The 14,904-nt window shown below is 68.3% G+C and carries 11 protein-coding genes; 3 read left to right on the top strand and 8 right to left on the bottom strand.

From position 1 onward, the window contains the following. Nucleotides 1-6 precede the first annotated feature (6 nt). The gene (locus G4G00_RS10375; RefSeq protein WP_108753246.1) at nt 7-471 is read right to left on the bottom strand and encodes an Lrp/AsnC family transcriptional regulator; all 465 of its coding nucleotides are present in this window, start codon (nt 469-471) and stop codon (nt 7-9) included. Nucleotides 472-595: 124 nt separating this feature from the next. Here G4G00_RS10375 and G4G00_RS10370 point away from each other — a divergent pair, with 124 nt between their 5' ends. The 3 genes from G4G00_RS10370 to G4G00_RS10360 all read left to right on the top strand — a co-directional run bounded on the left by G4G00_RS10370 (nt 596) and on the right by G4G00_RS10360 (nt 2,691). Continuing rightward, the gene (locus tag G4G00_RS10370) at nt 596-1,330 is read left to right on the top strand and encodes an AzlC family ABC transporter permease (protein ID WP_164273205.1); all 735 of its coding nucleotides are present in this window, start codon (nt 596-598) and stop codon (nt 1,328-1,330) included. Further along, nucleotides 1,327-1,641, top strand: coding sequence for an AzlD family protein (locus G4G00_RS10365; protein WP_164273202.1), 315 nt, complete (start codon nt 1,327-1,329; stop codon nt 1,639-1,641). The genes G4G00_RS10370 and G4G00_RS10365 overlap by 4 nt, the downstream gene beginning before the upstream one ends. A 576-nt stretch (nt 1,642-2,217) precedes the next feature. After that, nucleotides 2,218-2,691, top strand: coding sequence for a hypothetical protein (locus G4G00_RS10360; RefSeq protein WP_164273200.1), 474 nt, complete (start codon nt 2,218-2,220; stop codon nt 2,689-2,691). Between the two features lie 50 nt (nt 2,692-2,741). Here the strand turns inward: G4G00_RS10360 and glgX are convergent, their stop codons facing one another. From glgX to glgA, 7 genes are read right to left on the bottom strand one after another with little or no spacing between them, the layout of a single operon-like run. Continuing rightward, on the bottom strand, nt 2,742-4,862 hold the full coding sequence (gene glgX / locus G4G00_RS10355) for a glycogen debranching protein GlgX (protein ID WP_164273197.1): 2,121 nt from the start codon (nt 4,860-4,862) through the stop codon (nt 2,742-2,744). Next, the gene (locus G4G00_RS10350) at nt 4,849-5,022 is read right to left on the bottom strand and encodes a DUF2934 domain-containing protein (RefSeq protein ID WP_108749770.1); all 174 of its coding nucleotides are present in this window, start codon (nt 5,020-5,022) and stop codon (nt 4,849-4,851) included. Before G4G00_RS10350 ends, glgX begins: the two co-directional genes overlap by 14 nt. Further along, nucleotides 5,009-7,549 (bottom strand): malto-oligosyltrehalose synthase, encoded by a 2,541-nt coding sequence (treY, locus tag G4G00_RS10345; RefSeq protein ID WP_164273193.1) that lies wholly within the window; start codon nt 7,547-7,549, stop codon nt 5,009-5,011. The genes G4G00_RS10350 and treY overlap by 14 nt, the downstream gene beginning before the upstream one ends. Beyond that, nucleotides 7,546-9,384, bottom strand: coding sequence for a 4-alpha-glucanotransferase (locus G4G00_RS10340; RefSeq protein WP_164273190.1), 1,839 nt, complete (start codon nt 9,382-9,384; stop codon nt 7,546-7,548). The genes treY and G4G00_RS10340 overlap by 4 nt, the downstream gene beginning before the upstream one ends. Next, nucleotides 9,381-11,102, bottom strand: coding sequence for a malto-oligosyltrehalose trehalohydrolase (gene treZ / locus G4G00_RS10335; protein ID WP_164273187.1), 1,722 nt, complete (start codon nt 11,100-11,102; stop codon nt 9,381-9,383). The genes G4G00_RS10340 and treZ overlap by 4 nt, the downstream gene beginning before the upstream one ends. Further along, nucleotides 11,099-13,333 (bottom strand): 1,4-alpha-glucan branching protein GlgB, encoded by a 2,235-nt coding sequence (glgB, locus tag G4G00_RS10330; RefSeq protein ID WP_164273184.1) that lies wholly within the window; start codon nt 13,331-13,333, stop codon nt 11,099-11,101. The genes treZ and glgB overlap by 4 nt, the downstream gene beginning before the upstream one ends. Then, on the bottom strand, nt 13,330-14,889 hold the full coding sequence (gene glgA, locus G4G00_RS10325; RefSeq protein WP_164273630.1) for a glycogen synthase GlgA: 1,560 nt from the start codon (nt 14,887-14,889) through the stop codon (nt 13,330-13,332). Before glgA ends, glgB begins: the two co-directional genes overlap by 4 nt. Nucleotides 14,890-14,904 lie beyond the last annotated feature (15 nt).

Below are 14,904 nucleotides of genomic sequence, written 5' to 3'. Positions count from 1 at the left end.
GCCGCACTAGAGCGGCAGTTCGGTGGTCTGCTTCACCCGCTGCATGGGAATTTCGGTCTTGGTGTTCTGCACCCCGGCAATGCGGTTCAAGTGCTGGATCTGGAACTGCCGGTAGGCATCCAGATCGGCCACTGCCACCCGCAGCAGGAAATCGCAGTCGCCGGCCATCAGGTGGCACTCCAGCACTTCCGGGAAGGATTTGACGCTGTTGATGAAGTGGTTGGTGGTGTCCTCATCCTGCCCACGCAGCCACACCCGCACGAACACCGTGAACCCGCGTCCGACCTTGGCCGGGTTCAACAGGGCCACGTAGCGGTCGATGTAGCCGCCCTCTTCCAGCAGGCGCACCCGCCGCAGGCAGGCCGAGGGCGAAAGGCCCACCTGCCGCGCCAGTTCCAGGTTCTGCAGGCGGCCATCGTGCTGCAGGGCCTGCAGGATGCGCTTATCCAGGTTGTCCAGGGCGTCAAGCATCGGATTCCATCATTTCGCGGTCTTGACGCATCATATGCGGAAATTCCGCGCATCTGCCGCATCAACGCAACCCGATTCTGCGCCGCGCCCGCTAGCATGGGCCACCCCCACGCAAGCATGCTCCATGGACGCCCGCACCACCCTGCCCCTGCCCGACCCCGCCTGCCAGACCAGCACCCGCAGCGAATTCCTGCGCGGGCTGCGCGCCGCCGTTCCCGTGATGATCGGCTTCCTGCCCTTTGCCCTGGTGCTGGGCGCACAAGCCGCACAGAAGGGCCTGAGCGCGCTGGAAGTGCCCTTGATGACCGGCCTGAACTTCGCCGGCGGCTCGGAATTTGCTGCCGTCGAGCTGTGGACCTCGCCGCCGCATATCGCGCTGATCGTGGCCATCACCGCGCTGGTCAACAGCCGCCACCTGCTGATGGGGGCCAGCCTGGCACCCCTGCTGCAGCGCCTGCCGCGCCGCCGCGTGCTGCCGGCCCTGTTCTTCATGTGCGATGAAAGCTGGGCACTGGGCGTGGCCGACGCGCGCCGGCGCGCCCTGGGGTTCAGCCTGGCCTACTACCTGGGTGTTTCTGCCGGCCTGTATACGGTGTGGGTGGTGTGCACCTGCATCGGCGCACTGGTGGGGCCGCTGCTGGGCGACATCCACGCCTACGGTTTCGACATGGCCTTCCCGGCGGTGTTCCTGGTGCTGCTGCGCGGCATGTGGCAGGGCCTGCGCGCGGCGCGCCCGTGGCTGGTCAGCCTGGTCGTGGCGGCGGCCACCTACCTGCTGGTGCCAGGTGCCTGGTACGTGGCCAGCGGCGCGCTGGCCGGCCTGGCCGCCGCGTGGTGGCTGGCAGGAGACGAAGCATGATCTTCGACGGCCTGCTGCACTGGACCTCGCTGCTGACCATCGTGCTGATGGCCGCAGTAACCTACCTGACCCGCGTCGTCGGCTTCCTGGCACTGCGCAACCGCACCCTGGGCAAGCGCGCGGTTACGGTGATGGAAGCGGCGCCGGGCTGCGTGCTGATCTCGGTGATCGCACCGGACTTCGTGGCCAACAATCCGGCCGACCTGGCCGCGCTGGCCATCACCCTGTTGGCGGCAACGCGCTGGTCGATGCTGCCCACGGTGCTGATCGGCGTGGTTGCAGCGGGCGTGCTGCGCTACGTGCTCGGGTGAACCGTCCGCCGGGCACGGCCCGGCCCTACCTGCCCACAACGGTAGTGCCGGGCCATGCCCGGCGTCACACGCCCCCTCTCGATCTGACCGCCTGTGGAGGCGTTTGAAACCATTCTGATTGCCCGATCGCGATCCGCAGGTTGAACCTGTCGGTCAACCGAAGCGCAGCATGGCGCGTAGCGATGGGCGATCATTATGGCGGAGCAAACAAAACGGCCTCAGTTCAAGACGTTCAAGTCCGGGTGCCACGCGGGACTGGCGGCCGTCCTTCTGGCCACAAGTGCATGCCATTCCATCGAGCTTCCTCCCCGTGACCTGGTAGGCGCCAAGGGAGGATATGCCACCGTGCTGCGAGGCCCTGCCTCCCGTCTGACAGTCAGCACAGTGTCTGTGCTTCCCGGACCGGAAAGCCGGGAGCATCCCAATCGATCCACCGAGTGCGGGTGGTCCGCCGTTGCAACCCAGATTCTCTGGGCAGATGGCACGCTTTCAGCCGAGCAGGCCGCACAGCTCTGCGAGGCGGCCGCACGCTCTGCCGGGCTACCGCTGCAGGCCGTTGGGCTTGAATGGACCCCGGTGCGTTATCGCCTCACGATAGTGAGCGACGGAGGTGGCATCTGGCGGCAGTTGCCACACGCGAAGCCGCCGGGACAGACCGTCAGTTTCTGGTTCCCGCACGGCCCGGACACCGATGCGCTGCGCCGGCGCGTGATCGCCACCACCGCGCACGAGTTCCAGCATATCGCCACCGCCCTGGCAGGCCAGGCACGACGCGGCAGGCAACGCGAACCCGATGCCTATCTGGCCGGCGCCTGTGCCCAGCTCTTGATCGAAGGCGCTCTTGCACGTGCCGATCTGCCAGGCGGACACGATCCGCGCGCGGATGCGTTCCTGCCAGAGGCAGCCCGACGCTCCGGGCATGCCGGCAACGAAGCCGGAGCGTCGCTATCGCAGTTCTTCGGCGACGCAGGGATTCTGTACATCAAGGGTGCAGGCCGCGACCTTGCGCAGCATTGCCACCAGACGATCGGGTTCCCCTTGCAGCGGTGAACCCTCCGCCGGGCACGGCCCGGCGCTACCGGCCCTCAACGGTCGCGCCATCACGCGGCGCTGCTCGATGCCAGCAGGCACAGACTGCGTGCCGGCAGCGTCCACTGCCCCGCTTCGTCCATGTCCAGTGGCGCCTCATCGGTCTGCAGCACCACCCGGCGGAACGAAAGCACCTGGTCGGACGGGCGGAACCGCTGCGGTTGGTCACTCGGGTTCAGCAGAAGGGCGAGGCTGACGTGGCGGCCCGGTTCCCGCAGGCCACTGTCAGGGCTGCGGCCATCAAGCACGATCAGCAGGGCGCGCTGTTCCGCATCGTGCCAATCACTTTCGCCCATCGGCTCGCCATCCGGCCGCCGCCACTCGATGTCACGCATGCCCAGGGATGCGTCGTAGTCACCGGTCAGGAAGCGATTGCGCCGCAGCAGGCCGTAGCGCCGCCGCAACGCGAGGACGCGCCGCACGAACGCTGCCTGCGCCTGCGGGCCGGGTTGCGCCGCGCGTTCCCAGTCGATCCAGCTCAGTGGATTGTCCTGGCAGTAGGCATTGTTGTTGCCGCGCTGCGAATGGCCGAACTCATCGCCGGCCAGCAGCATCGGCGTGCCCTGCGCCAGCAGCAGCGTGGCCAGCAGGTTACGCATCTGCCGCCCACGCAGGGTCAGGATGCCTTCGTCGTCTGTATCGCCTTCCACGCCGTGGTTCCACGACAGGTTGTGCGAATGACCGTCGCGGTTGTCCTCGCCGTTGGCCTCGTTGTGGCGGTCGTTGTAGCTCACCAGATCATTCAGCGTGTAGCCGTCGTGGGCGGTGACCAGGTTGATGCTGGCCGACGGCCGGCGGCCGTGATGGTCAAACAGATCGGCCGATCCGGTAAAGCGCGCCGCAAACTCCGGCAGCTGCCCGGCATCACCGCGCCACAGCGCACGGGTGGTGTCACGGAAACGGTCGTTCCATTCGGCCCAGCCCGGCGGGAACTGACCCAGCTGGTAGCCGCCCGGGCCGATATCCCACGGTTCGGCAATCAGTTTCACCTGGCTCAGCACCGGGTCCTGGCGCACGGCATCGAGGAAGCTGCCCGAGGGATCAAACCCATGGCGTTCGCGGCCGAGGATGGTGGCCAGGTCGAAACGGAAGCCATCCACGCGCATCTCGGTCACCCAATAGCGCAGCGAATCCATGACCATGCGCAAGGCACCGGCATTGGTCAGGTCGAAGGTGTTGCCGGTGCCGGTATCGTTGATGTAGTAGCGACGGTCCTCGGCAAGGCGGTAGTAACTTGCGTTGTCGATGCCCTTGAACGACAGCGTGGGCCCGAGTTCGTTGCCTTCGGCGGTGTGGTTGTAGACCACATCCAGAATCACCTCGATGCCCGCGCTGTGCAGCCGCGCCACCATCTGCTTGAACTCGGCAACGGTTTCCAGCGACAGGTAGCGCGGTTGCGGCGCGAAGAAGCCGATGGTGTTGTAGCCCCAGTAATTCCGCAGCCCCCGTTCCAGCAGCTGCTGGTCGTCCACGTAGGCGTGCACAGGCAGCAGCTCGATCGCGGTCACCCCCAGGTACGCCAGGTGGTCCACCACCGCGTCGTGGCGTAGCGCCGAGAACGTGCCGCGCTCGGCCGGCGGTACGCCGGGGTGCTGCATGGTCAGGCCACGCACGTGTGCCTCGTAGATCACTGATCGGTCCCAGGCCGTCGCCGGCGCGCGCTCGCCGCCCCAGCTGAAGGCCGGATCGATCACCGCACAGCGCGGCATGTACGGCGCGCTGTCGCGACGGTCGAAACTCAGGTCCGCATCTCGGTGGCCCAGGGTATAGCCGAACAGGTGCGGCGCCCACTTGATTTCACCCACGATCTGCTTTGCATACGGGTCCAGCAGCAGCTTGTTGGGGTTGAAGCGATGCCCGTCCGACGGTGCGTACGGTCCATGCACGCGGTAGCCATAGCGCTGGCCCGGCCGCACATCCGGCAGATAGCCATGCCACACCTCGTTGGTGTACTCGGGCAGCACGATCCGTTCGACTTCCCGGTTGCGCGCATCGAACAGGCACAGTTCCACCTTCGTGGCATGCCGCGAGTACAGCGAGAAGTTCACTCCCAGGCCGTCCCAGGTCGCGCCCAGCGGGAAGGGGCGGCCTTCGCGCACGCGCGAGGTCTGGGTCCATTTACGCGTTGCCATCGTGTTCGTCCTCAGCCGCATGCAGGGCCGCTATTTCTGCTTCCACAAGGCGTTCGGCCATGTGCCAATGCCGCTGCTGCTGGTCATCCGGGCGCCCTTCGGCCTCCCAGATCTGGTGCGCCAACAATTCGATACGGCGTCGCCGCTCACTGCTGTCCATCTGCCCCACTCTCCTGGCTGATCCACACCGCCACCGGGCTGCTGGCAAACAGCAACGCGTCGGTGGCGGAACCATTGAACATCTGCGTGCGGCCATCCAGCACGTTGCGCATGCGTCGCTGCGGGACCCCTGCCACCCCCTGCTGCGCGGCGTCCTGCCAGGCAAGGCCTGGGCCGGCCGGCTGATCCATCCCCGCCCGCCTGACCGCCACCAGCAACTGCTGCCCCCTGTACTCACGTACGAAGACCAGGCGCGTGCACTTCGCTTCGGACAGCCTGTGCAGCGTGCCCTGCATGAACAGCGGGGCATTGTCGCTGCGCAATCGCAGCAGCGCGGCCAGCAGCCGCTGCTTCGGCGATCCGCTGTGCCAGTCGTGCAGCAACGCTGCCCACGATCGATCATCGGCCAGTGCATGTGCGCGCTGCGCGAAATCGACTGCGCGCCGATTGTCCGGATCGACCAGGCTCAGATCCCAGAACTCGGTGCCCTGGTAGATGTCCGGGACACCGGGCAGGCACAACTGCAGGCACAGTTGTGCCAGCCCGTTGCTGGCACCGGCAGGCGCGATGCGTTCAACAAATGCGGCCAGCGCGGCGCGGACATCCTGCAGGCGGCTGCCGGCAAGCAATGACTGCAGCCACGCACACGCCGCATCCTCCACGGAAAGATCGGGGTCGAGCCAACTGCTGGTCCGCTTGCCCTCGCGCAGGGCCTTGCGCAGCCACTGCTGCATCCGCCCTGCGAAATCCGCCTCTGGCCTGCCCTGCATCGGCCACGCTGCGACCAGCGCCTGCCAGAGCGCATAGGCTTCGGCAGCGGGCAATGGCATGGCCATGCCCGCCGCATCACAGCGCCGTTCCCAGTCCGCCAGCGCTGCCTGCCAAGCGGCCACATCGCTGCTCAGCAGCGCCAGGCGCGCCCGGGCATCCGGTCCACGCTTGTGGTCATGCGTGGCGACGGCCAGCATCGCCAGCGGGTGCTGCCGCGCACGCGCCTGTGCCAGCGCAAGCAGCTCGCTGCCATCAAGGCCGATCCGTTGCGCGTCGCTGCCCACTTCATTGCGCGACAGCAGGCGGTAATAGCGATAGAAGGCGGTATCCTCCACCGCCTTGGCGTTCAGCGGTGCCGAGAGCTGGCCAAAGCGCACGCGCAGCGCGTCCGCTTCCGGGGCCTGCAAGGCATCCACCAGCAGGCGCAACGCTGTGCGTGCGGCTTCGTCCAGCTCTTCGGCAGCCGCTTCACTGGCGCGCTGCAAGGCATCGCGCTCGGCTTCGGTCTGCAGATGATACGGCCGATACACCGGGTAGCAGCGCAGCAGCGCGCACACCGCCCTGCGCAGCGTTGCGTCGGTCACATCGGCCTGCCGTGCCGCTGGGCCCAGCACCTGCCGCACGCAGACCCGCAGTCGCTGCAGATCCGCATGCAGGGAGCCGTCCAACAGCGCGTCGCGGGCCGCCCGTTGCACCTCATCCACCGTACGCCGGTCCCCGGCACGGCCCTGCCACTGTGCCGTCAGCGCGTCGGACCCTGCATCGTCATGCAGCCATGCGCCCACCTGGTCCATGAAGTCGTAGCCGGTGGTGCCATCGCAGCACCACCGGTCTGGCAAGGATTCGCCCTCGGCCAGGATCTTCTCCACGTGCAGGGTGATCTCATGGCCCGCGCGGCCGCCCTCTGCCGCCGCCGCGTCAAGGCAGGCGCGCAACCGCGCCAAGTAGCCGCCCGGGTCGGACAGCCCATCAACGTGGTCGATGCGCAGCCCATCCGCCCGGCCCTCGCGAACCAGCCGCAGCGGCAGCGCGTGCACTGCCTCGAACACGTCCTCGCGCTCCACCCGCAGCGCAACCAGCGTCGTGATGTCGAAGAAGCGGCGGTAGTTGACCTGGTCACCGGCGGTGCGCCACCACGCCAGGTGGTAGTGCTGCCGGTCCAGCAGCGCATGCATGCGCTCGGCAGAACGATTGCAGCGTGCGACCCAGCCTTGCCGCGCACCGCGTTCCAAGGGATAGCTGCGCGGTGACAACGGCAGACACAGGTCGTGGTGGCGCAGCACGGGCAGATCGCCGTCGTCGTCCACGCGCAGCATGCCGGACGCGATGGCCGCTTCCAGCGGCCGATCCAGTACCGGCAGCCACAGGCGCTGCCCGCAGGCTGCGGCATCCCAGTCAATATCGAACCAATGCGCGTAAGGGCTGCGTCGGCCATGCATCAGCACATCCGACCACCAGGCATTCTGTGGCGCGGCCGCCAGGTGGTTGGGCACCCAGTCCAGGATCAGGCCCAGTCCATGTGCGCGGGCGCGGCCAGCAAGGTGCAGGAAGCCCGCTTCACCGCCCAGCTCCGGGTTGATGCGGGTGGGGTCGATGCCATCGTAGCCGTGGCTGGAACCGGGCATGGCCGCCGCAATCGGCGACAGATACAGGTGACTGACGCCCAGCGACGAGAAATAGCCCACCTGGTCCGCGGCGGCGGCGAAGTCAAAGCCAGCGTGCAACTGCAGGCGGGCGGTGGCGCGCAACGCGGTCATCGGCCGGCTCCGCCGCGACCGGCGCTGATGCGCCCGAGCCGCGATTGCAGTGCAGGCTCATCCCAGTGCAGCGGCAGTCGCCGCCGCCAGTTCGGGTGGACGCCGACGGTGCCGGGCAGGTTGACCTGCGTGCGCAGCCCCAGCGCGTCCTCCAGCGGCAGCAGGGCCAGCCGTGACGGCGTGGCGGCCAGCCGCTCCAGTGCAGCGTCTTCCACGCCGTTACCGTGCGCGGCCTGCGCAAGCGCCAGCGCATCGGCGCGACGCTGTGCCATCGCAGCGGGTAGATCGTCCATCTCACCCAGCCGCGCCCGCCAGCGCAGATCGCGGCCGCGCAGCCATCCCGCCAGCGGCGGCAGGTCATGGGTTGAAGGCATCGCGACGGCGTCGCGCCGCCAGGCGGCAGGCGCCAGAAAGCCGCTCGCATCGCGGGTAAAGGGCAGCACGTCCACGCCCAACACGCCACGGCTGGCCAGCTGCTGGCGGATGCCTGCAGGCACCACCCCCAGGTCTTCACCGATGACCACGCACTGATGCCGCCAGGACTCCAGCACCAGCAGGTTCAACAGATCATCCAACGGAAACTGCAGGTAAACGCCGTCACTGGCCGAGCCGCCGCTGGGCAGCACCCATAGCCGGTGCAGGCCCAGGATATGGTCGATCCGCACGCCGCCGCGGCCGGCCATCACCGATCGCAGCAGCGTGATGAAAGGGGCGTAGCCGTGCCTGCGCAGCGCAAGCGGCGAGAACCCAGTAATTCCCCAGGCCTGGCCCTGCGTGTTGAAGGCATCAGGCGGCGCACCCAGCTCCAGACCGGAGAGCATGCACTGCGGCTGCGAACGTGCTTCGGCACCCTCGGGCGCGCAGCCGACGGCAAGATCGGCGATCAGCCCGATGCCGGCACCGCCACTGCGCGCGCGCTGCTGCACCTGCGACCAGCAACGCTGCGCCAGCCATTGCGCGAACGCGTGATCGTCCGCATCGCCACTGCGCGGGTCGGCGGCCAAGGCGCAGTACGCCTGCAACGCGGGCCCGGCCTCGGACCGCCACTGGCTTATCGCGTCCCATTGCTCCGGCTGCAGGCGCTGCAGTTGGGCCCTGGCCGAACGCAGCCAGCGCCACTTCAGGTCGGCCGAGGCGGGCCAATCAATGCGCCGCGCCGCGGTGGCGGCCTGCACGGCCTCGGCCAAGGCGGAACTGCTTGCCAGCGCGGCTCGGGCCGCATCGGGAACGCCCTGCAGCGGCGAGGCCTGCAACGGGTCCAGCCAGCGGCGGTCGCTGGGTGAGTAAGGGCTGTAGCCGGCCGTGGGCGGCAAGCCGGCATGCATCGGGCTCAGTGCCAGTGCGTGCCCGCCGCGCGCGACCAGGCGCTGCAGCCACGGCTCGCACCCGGCACTGTCTCCGATCCCCGCGTCGGCGTGGCTGCGCAGGCTGTATACCTGCGCCGCCAGGCCCCAGGCCCGATCAAGCTGCGCGGGCCACCACGCTTTCTGCGGCGCCACCGCGATGGCGATGGACTCGCGCCCCTGTTGCCAGTGCCAGTAACCTGGCTGCTCCGGCGCCGTCCACGCACCGCGCCGATCCTGCCTCGCATCGTGCGCCCTGCCCGCTTCATCCACCCAGCTCGCCGCGCCGGATACTGCCGGCAGCGCCACGGACTGGCCGCAGAGGGCCGTACGCAGCGGTGCGTGCTGGGCGTCTGCATGCGGCTGCAACTGCGCCAGCACCACACGCAGCACCGCGGGCGACACCGTGCAGTGGCGCCCGGCTACATCTTCCCACTCGGGCATCAGTCCGGCCGCACGGGCGGCGCTCTGCAGCGCTGCGTCGGTGCTCATGCCGGCAACCAGCGCAGCTGCAGCCCACCCTTGGGCGCCAGCCGTGAACCGGCCGGAAGCTGCAGCGGCGAATCGCCCTCCGGAAGCGAATGGGCCACCGCCTCTGCGCCGGCATTGATGGCGATCCACCATTGCCCGGCAGGCAACTGCCAGCCGGCCTGCACCGCGCCCGCACCCAGTATCGTCGCGCCCAGCGAACGCGCCTGTTCCAGGCCCGGCTGCAGGTAGCGCCGGCGCGCCGCGAGCAGCTCGCGCAGCCATGTCAATGCCGCCTGCGCCGCGGGGTCAGCACCGGGCGAGGCCACACAGGACGCCTGCAGCGTTGCCGGATCGTTCGGGTCGGGAATACGCGCGCGTGACGCGGCATCGGCAAAGGCACTGAAGCCGGCGAACTCGCGCCGGCGTCCTTCGCGTACGGCCTCGTCCAGCGGCGCTTCGAAATCGGTGAAGAACAGGAAGGGCAATGTTGCCTGCCACGGCTCGCCCATGAACAGCAACGGCACCATCGGCGTCAGCACGGTCAGCGCCGTGGCCATGCGCAGCTGCGGCGGCGAAACCAGCGTACTCAGCCGATCACCGAACGCGCGGTTGCCGACCTGGTCATGGTTCTGCGCGAACACCACGAACCGCGACGGCGGCAGGTCTGCGCTGGCTTCGCCACGTGGTACGCCGTGCAGGTCGGGCTCGCCCTGCCAGGCAAAGCCTTCGGCCAGACAGCGCGCCAGCAGCGCCTCGGCCCGCCCGGCATAGGCCGCGTAATAGCCTTCGTTCTCGCCGGTCAGCAGCACGTGCAGCGCATTGTGGAAATCGTCATTCCACTGTGCCTGATAGGCACCGCGCAGCCAGTGGGCCTGATTCTGTTCGTTCTCAAGCACCAGGCAGGCATGCGGTACCTGGGCGCGCACCGCATCACTGAGCTGCTGCAGGAAGCTGTCATCGGCGATGGCATGCACGGCATCCAGGCGCAAGCCGTCGAAACGGTACTCCTGCAGCCACATCAGCGCGTTGTCGATGAAGAAGCGCTGAACCTGCGGCTGCGAGAAATCGATGGCCTCGCCCCACGGCGTGCTGTGCCCGCTGCGGAAGAATGCCTTGGCGTACTGGGCCAGATGGTTCCCCTGCGGGCCGAAATGGTTGTAGACCACATCCAGCAGCACGGCCATGCCGGCCGCATGTGCGGCATCAACAAAGCCTTTCAACGCGTCGGGGCCGCCATAGGCCTGCGCCGGGGCATACGGAAACACACCGTCATAGCCCCAGTTGCGGTTGCCCGGAAACTGGGCCACCGGCATCAGCTCGATCGCGGTGATACCGGTCTCGGCCAGCATCGGCAGTTGTGCGATGAGCGCATCGAAGCCACCCGCTGCGCCCACATGCACTTCGTAGATCACCATGTCCGACCACGCAACCGGGTTGCGTTGCCCGGTCAGCCACACGTGGTGGCCAGGCATGACCACGGCGCTGGGGCCATCGATGCCGTCCGGTTGCCAGCGCGAGGCGGGGTCTGGCACTTCACTGCCGTCGGGCAGACGGAACCGATAGCGGTCGCCATGCCCGGCAGCGGCATGAACCCAATGGGTACCGTCAGGTTCCCGGCGCATCGGTATCGCCGCGCCCACCAGCACCAGTTCCACCTGCGCGGCATCCGGCGCCCACAGCCGGAACGCCACCGCACCGTCGTCCACCGGCCACGCGCCCAGGCGCGCGTCTGCGGTCATTGCGCTACCTGCAGGTACAGGGTCGACAGCGGCGGCAGCGTCAGTCGCAATGACTGGGCATGGCCGTGCATGGGCCGGGCATCGGTGCCGACCGCCCCCAGATTGCCTGCGTTGCCGCCCGCGTAATGGTGGCTGTCGGTGTTCAGGCACTCTGACCAGCGGCCCGGCGTGGGCACGCCCACGCGATAGCCGTCGCGCCGCACCGGGGTGAAATTGCTGACCACCAGCACCGCAGGCGCCCTGCCAGTAGGGTCCTGCCGCACGAAGGCGAAGACGCTGTTGCCGTTGTCGTCGCCCACGCTCCAGGCAAACCCGCGCTCCTCATGCTCGTGCTGATGCAGGACAGGTTGCTGCCGCAACTGCGCGTTCAGATCGGCCACCAGGCGCATCAGTCCGCCCCCCTCGGGCGTGCCGGCCTGCTGCCATTCCAACCCGCGCTGGTGGGCCCACTCCTCCGTCTGGCCGAATTCGCCGCCCATGAAGAGCAGCTTGCTGCCCGGGTGCGCCCACATGAAAGCGTAGTACGCGCGCAGCTGGGCAAACTGCTGGCGGTGCTCGCCCGGCATCTTGCGCAGCAGCGAGCCCTTGCCGTGCACCACTTCGTCGTGCGACAGCGGCAACACGAAACGTTCGGAGAACGCGTAGACCAGGCCGAAGCTGATCTCGCTGTGGTGATGCGGGCGATGCACGGGATCGCGCCGCAGGTACTGCAGCGTGTCGTGCATCCAGCCCATGTTCCATTTATGGCTGAAGCCCAGGCCGCCGTCGGCCACCGCACGGGTGACGCCCGGCCAGGCCGTGCTTTCCTCGGCAATGACCAGCACGTCCGGGAAGCGCTCACGCAGGGTCTGGTTCATGCGCTGCAGGAACGCGACTGCCTCCAGATTCTCACGTCCCCCCTGCACATTGGGCACCCACTGCCCGTCGGCGCGGCTGTAGTCGCGGTACAGCATCGAAGCCACGGCATCCACGCGCAGCCCATCGATGTGGAAGCGCTCGATCCATTCCACCGCGCTGCCCAGCAGGTAGCCCGCCACTTCGTTGCGGCCGTAGTTGTAGATCAGCGTGTCCCAGTCGGCGTGTTTGCCCTCCCGCGGATCGGCATGCTCGTACAGGGCGGTGCCATCGAAACGTGCCAGGCCGTGGCCATCCTCGGGAAAGTGCGCGCCCACCCAGTCCACGATCACACCCAGCCCAGCCTGGTGGCAGCGGTCCACAAAGCGGGCGAAGTCCTCCGGGGCACCGTAGCGGGCCGTTGGCGCATAGATACCCAGCGGCTGGTAGCCCCACGATCCACCGAATGGGTGCTCGCTGACCGGCAGCAGTTCGATATGGGTGAATCCCAGGCCGGTCACGTGGGGGATCAGCCGCTCTGCCAGCCCATCCCAGTCCAGCGCGCCGCCGTCGTCCAGCCGTTGCCACGAGCCGGCGTGCATCTCGTAGATGGACAGCGGCGCTGCAGCGCCCAGCCGACGGCGGCGGTCCAGCCAGGGCTGATCGTTCCAGTGCAGCGGTGCGGCGGCAGGTACGCGCGATGCGGTCGCCGGTGCGCGCTCGGCCCACCGCGCCATCGGATCCAGTTTGTCCGGCAGCAGCTGGCCCTGCGCACCGATGATGCGGAACTTGTAGCAGTCCCCCGGCTTCACCCCAGGCACGAACAGTTCCCACACCCCGGCGCGATGGCGCAGGCGCATGGGGTGGCGGCGTCCATCCCATCCGTTGAAATCACCGATGACCGCCACGCGCCGCGCATTCGGTGCCCACACCGCAAAGCGCACACCGGCAACACCGTGCAGTGTCATCGCGGTCGCGCCGAGCGCGCGCATGGCATCGGCATCGCCCTGGTGGATGCGTTGCAGCAGCTCCTCGTCCAGCAACGGACCAAACGCGTAGGCGTCATGCACCTGCTCGATACCGTGGGCAAAATGCAGCGCCAGCAGCGGAATCTCCTCGTCGCCGGCCGGCCCCGCAAACAGTCCGGGCAGTCCGGTACTGCGAAGGTCCCAGCGTCGGCCGCCCGCTGACACCACCTCCACCCGATGCGCGTCCGGCACCAGTACGCGGATCAGCCGATTGCCATCGGCATCGACATGCGGCCCCAGCCATGCGAACGCGTCCGCAGGCCGGGCCTGGGCCAGATCCTGCAGTTCCGCCGCCACTGCCGCGGCAACATCCACCTGCGGGCCCAGCCCGCACTCCACACCCACCGTGCCGCGCCCGCCGTCGGTCATGCCGCTACCCCGCAGGTCTGCTGGTACAGCGCCAGGTACGCGCGGCCGGCGGTTTCCCACCCGCCCGGACGCAGCATCGCAGCACGCCGCATGGCCTGCATCAGCACCGGCAGCCGGAAGGTACGCATGGCCCGTTCCACGCAGCGGCGAAGCCCATCGGCGCTGGCGCCATGGAACAGAAAGCCCGTCACGCCGTCCTCCACCGTGTCGACCAGGCCGCCCGTGGCGTGGGCCACCGGCAGGCAGCCAAAGCGCTGTGCATACATCTGGCTGAGCCCGCACGGTTCGAAACGCGATGGCATCAGCAGGAAATCCGCGCCGGCGAACATCTGCCGCGCCAGGCCTTCTTCGAAACCGATGAAGGCGCCCACCCGGCCCGGGTAGCGCTGCGCCAGTGCCTGCACCTGCGCCTCGACCTGCGGCTCGCCACCGCCGATCACCACCAGCTGGCCACCGGCAGCAACGATCTGCGGGGCCACATCACAGGTAATGTCCAGGCCCTTCTGGTGGACCAGGCGCGATACCACGGCAAACAACGGGCCCTGCGATGGCTGCAGACCGAAGGCCTGGCGCACGGCCTGCGCGTTGGTATCGCGCCCCGCACACTGGCCCACGCTGAAACGCGCTTTCAGATGGATGTCGCGGCGCGGGTCCCAACTGGCATCGATGCCGTTGACGATGCCGCTGAGGTGACCGCCGGCAGCGCGACGCGCCAGCAGTTCATGCAGGCCGCAACCATCCTCGGCCGCAGTGATCTGCTGCGCGTAGCGAAGACTGACCGTGTTCAGCCGTGTTGCATTGGCAATGCCTCCCTGCAGGAAGGACATCTGGCCGTGGAAGTGCAGTTCATCCAGGCGTTCGGCAGGCACGCCCAGGGCGGGCGCCAGCGCGAAGGGAAACAGCCCCTGGTAGGCCAGGTTGTGGATGGTCAGCAGTGTCGGTACGACGGTGCGATCCCAGCGTACGTAGGCGGCGGCCAGCGCCACCGGCCAGTCATTCAGATGCAGCAACTGCGGGCTCCAGTCCAGCCCCGCCCTGCCCGCCGCGAGCTCGGCGGCGGCATGCGAAAGCGTGGCAAAGCGCACCGCGTTGTCCGGCCACTCCCTGCCCTGCGCATCCACGTAGGGCGAGCCGTCGCGCTCATACAAGGCGGGCGACAGCAGTACGTAGATCGGCAGCCCATCGGCCTGCAGCGCCATGCCGAGGGTGCAGGCGGGAAGCCCGGCGCGGCCGCCAATGCGGCCCACCTCGCGCAGCTGCGGCAGGCGCTGCAGCACTTCGGGATAGCCCGGCAACAGCACCCGCGCATCACAGCCGGCGCGCACTGCGCGTGGTAGGGCCGCAGCGACATCACCCAGGCCACCGGCCTTGATGAAGTCGGCCATCTCGGTGGCCACGAACAGCACCCGCTGCACGAGCGCAGGCAGTTCAATGGGCTGTGAGGGACCGCGGCGCGTGCCGATGGGCACAGCGCCGGGTGCGGGCAGCGCAGTGTCTGCCACGGAGTCGAACGGGGAATCGGCGACGAGATCGAGGGCCATGATGCTTCTCTGAATCAGTCAGGCAGACGC

Source organism: Stenotrophomonas sp. B1-1, assembly GCF_010894375.1.
Lineage (GTDB): Bacteria > Pseudomonadota > Gammaproteobacteria > Xanthomonadales > Xanthomonadaceae > Stenotrophomonas.
The sequence above is the reverse complement of the archived record's forward strand: the minus strand, read 5'-3'. Positions and strand labels throughout refer to the sequence as shown.

Excerpts from the sequence above, each read along its gene's own strand:
- G4G00_RS10375 (WP_108753246.1), bottom strand. The coding sequence starts at position 471 with ATGCTTGACGCCCTGGACAACCTGGATAAGCGCATCCTGCAGGCCCTG.
- G4G00_RS10370 (WP_164273205.1), top strand. The coding sequence starts at position 596 with ATGGACGCCCGCACCACCCTGCCCCTGCCCGACCCCGCCTGCCAGACC.
- G4G00_RS10365 (WP_164273202.1), top strand. The coding sequence starts at position 1,327 with ATGATCTTCGACGGCCTGCTGCACTGGACCTCGCTGCTGACCATCGTG.
- glgX (WP_164273197.1), bottom strand. The coding sequence starts at position 4,862 with ATGGCAACGCGTAAATGGACCCAGACCTCGCGCGTGCGCGAAGGCCGC.
- G4G00_RS10350 (WP_108749770.1), bottom strand. The coding sequence starts at position 5,022 with ATGGACAGCAGTGAGCGGCGACGCCGTATCGAATTGTTGGCGCACCAG.
- treY (WP_164273193.1), bottom strand. The coding sequence starts at position 7,549 with ATGACCGCGTTGCGCGCCACCGCCCGCCTGCAGTTGCACGCTGGCTTT.
- G4G00_RS10340 (WP_164273190.1), bottom strand. The coding sequence starts at position 9,384 with ATGAGCACCGACGCAGCGCTGCAGAGCGCCGCCCGTGCGGCCGGACTG.
- treZ (WP_164273187.1), bottom strand. The coding sequence starts at position 11,102 with ATGACCGCAGACGCGCGCCTGGGCGCGTGGCCGGTGGACGACGGTGCG.
- glgB (WP_164273184.1), bottom strand. The coding sequence starts at position 13,333 with ATGACCGACGGCGGGCGCGGCACGGTGGGTGTGGAGTGCGGGCTGGGC.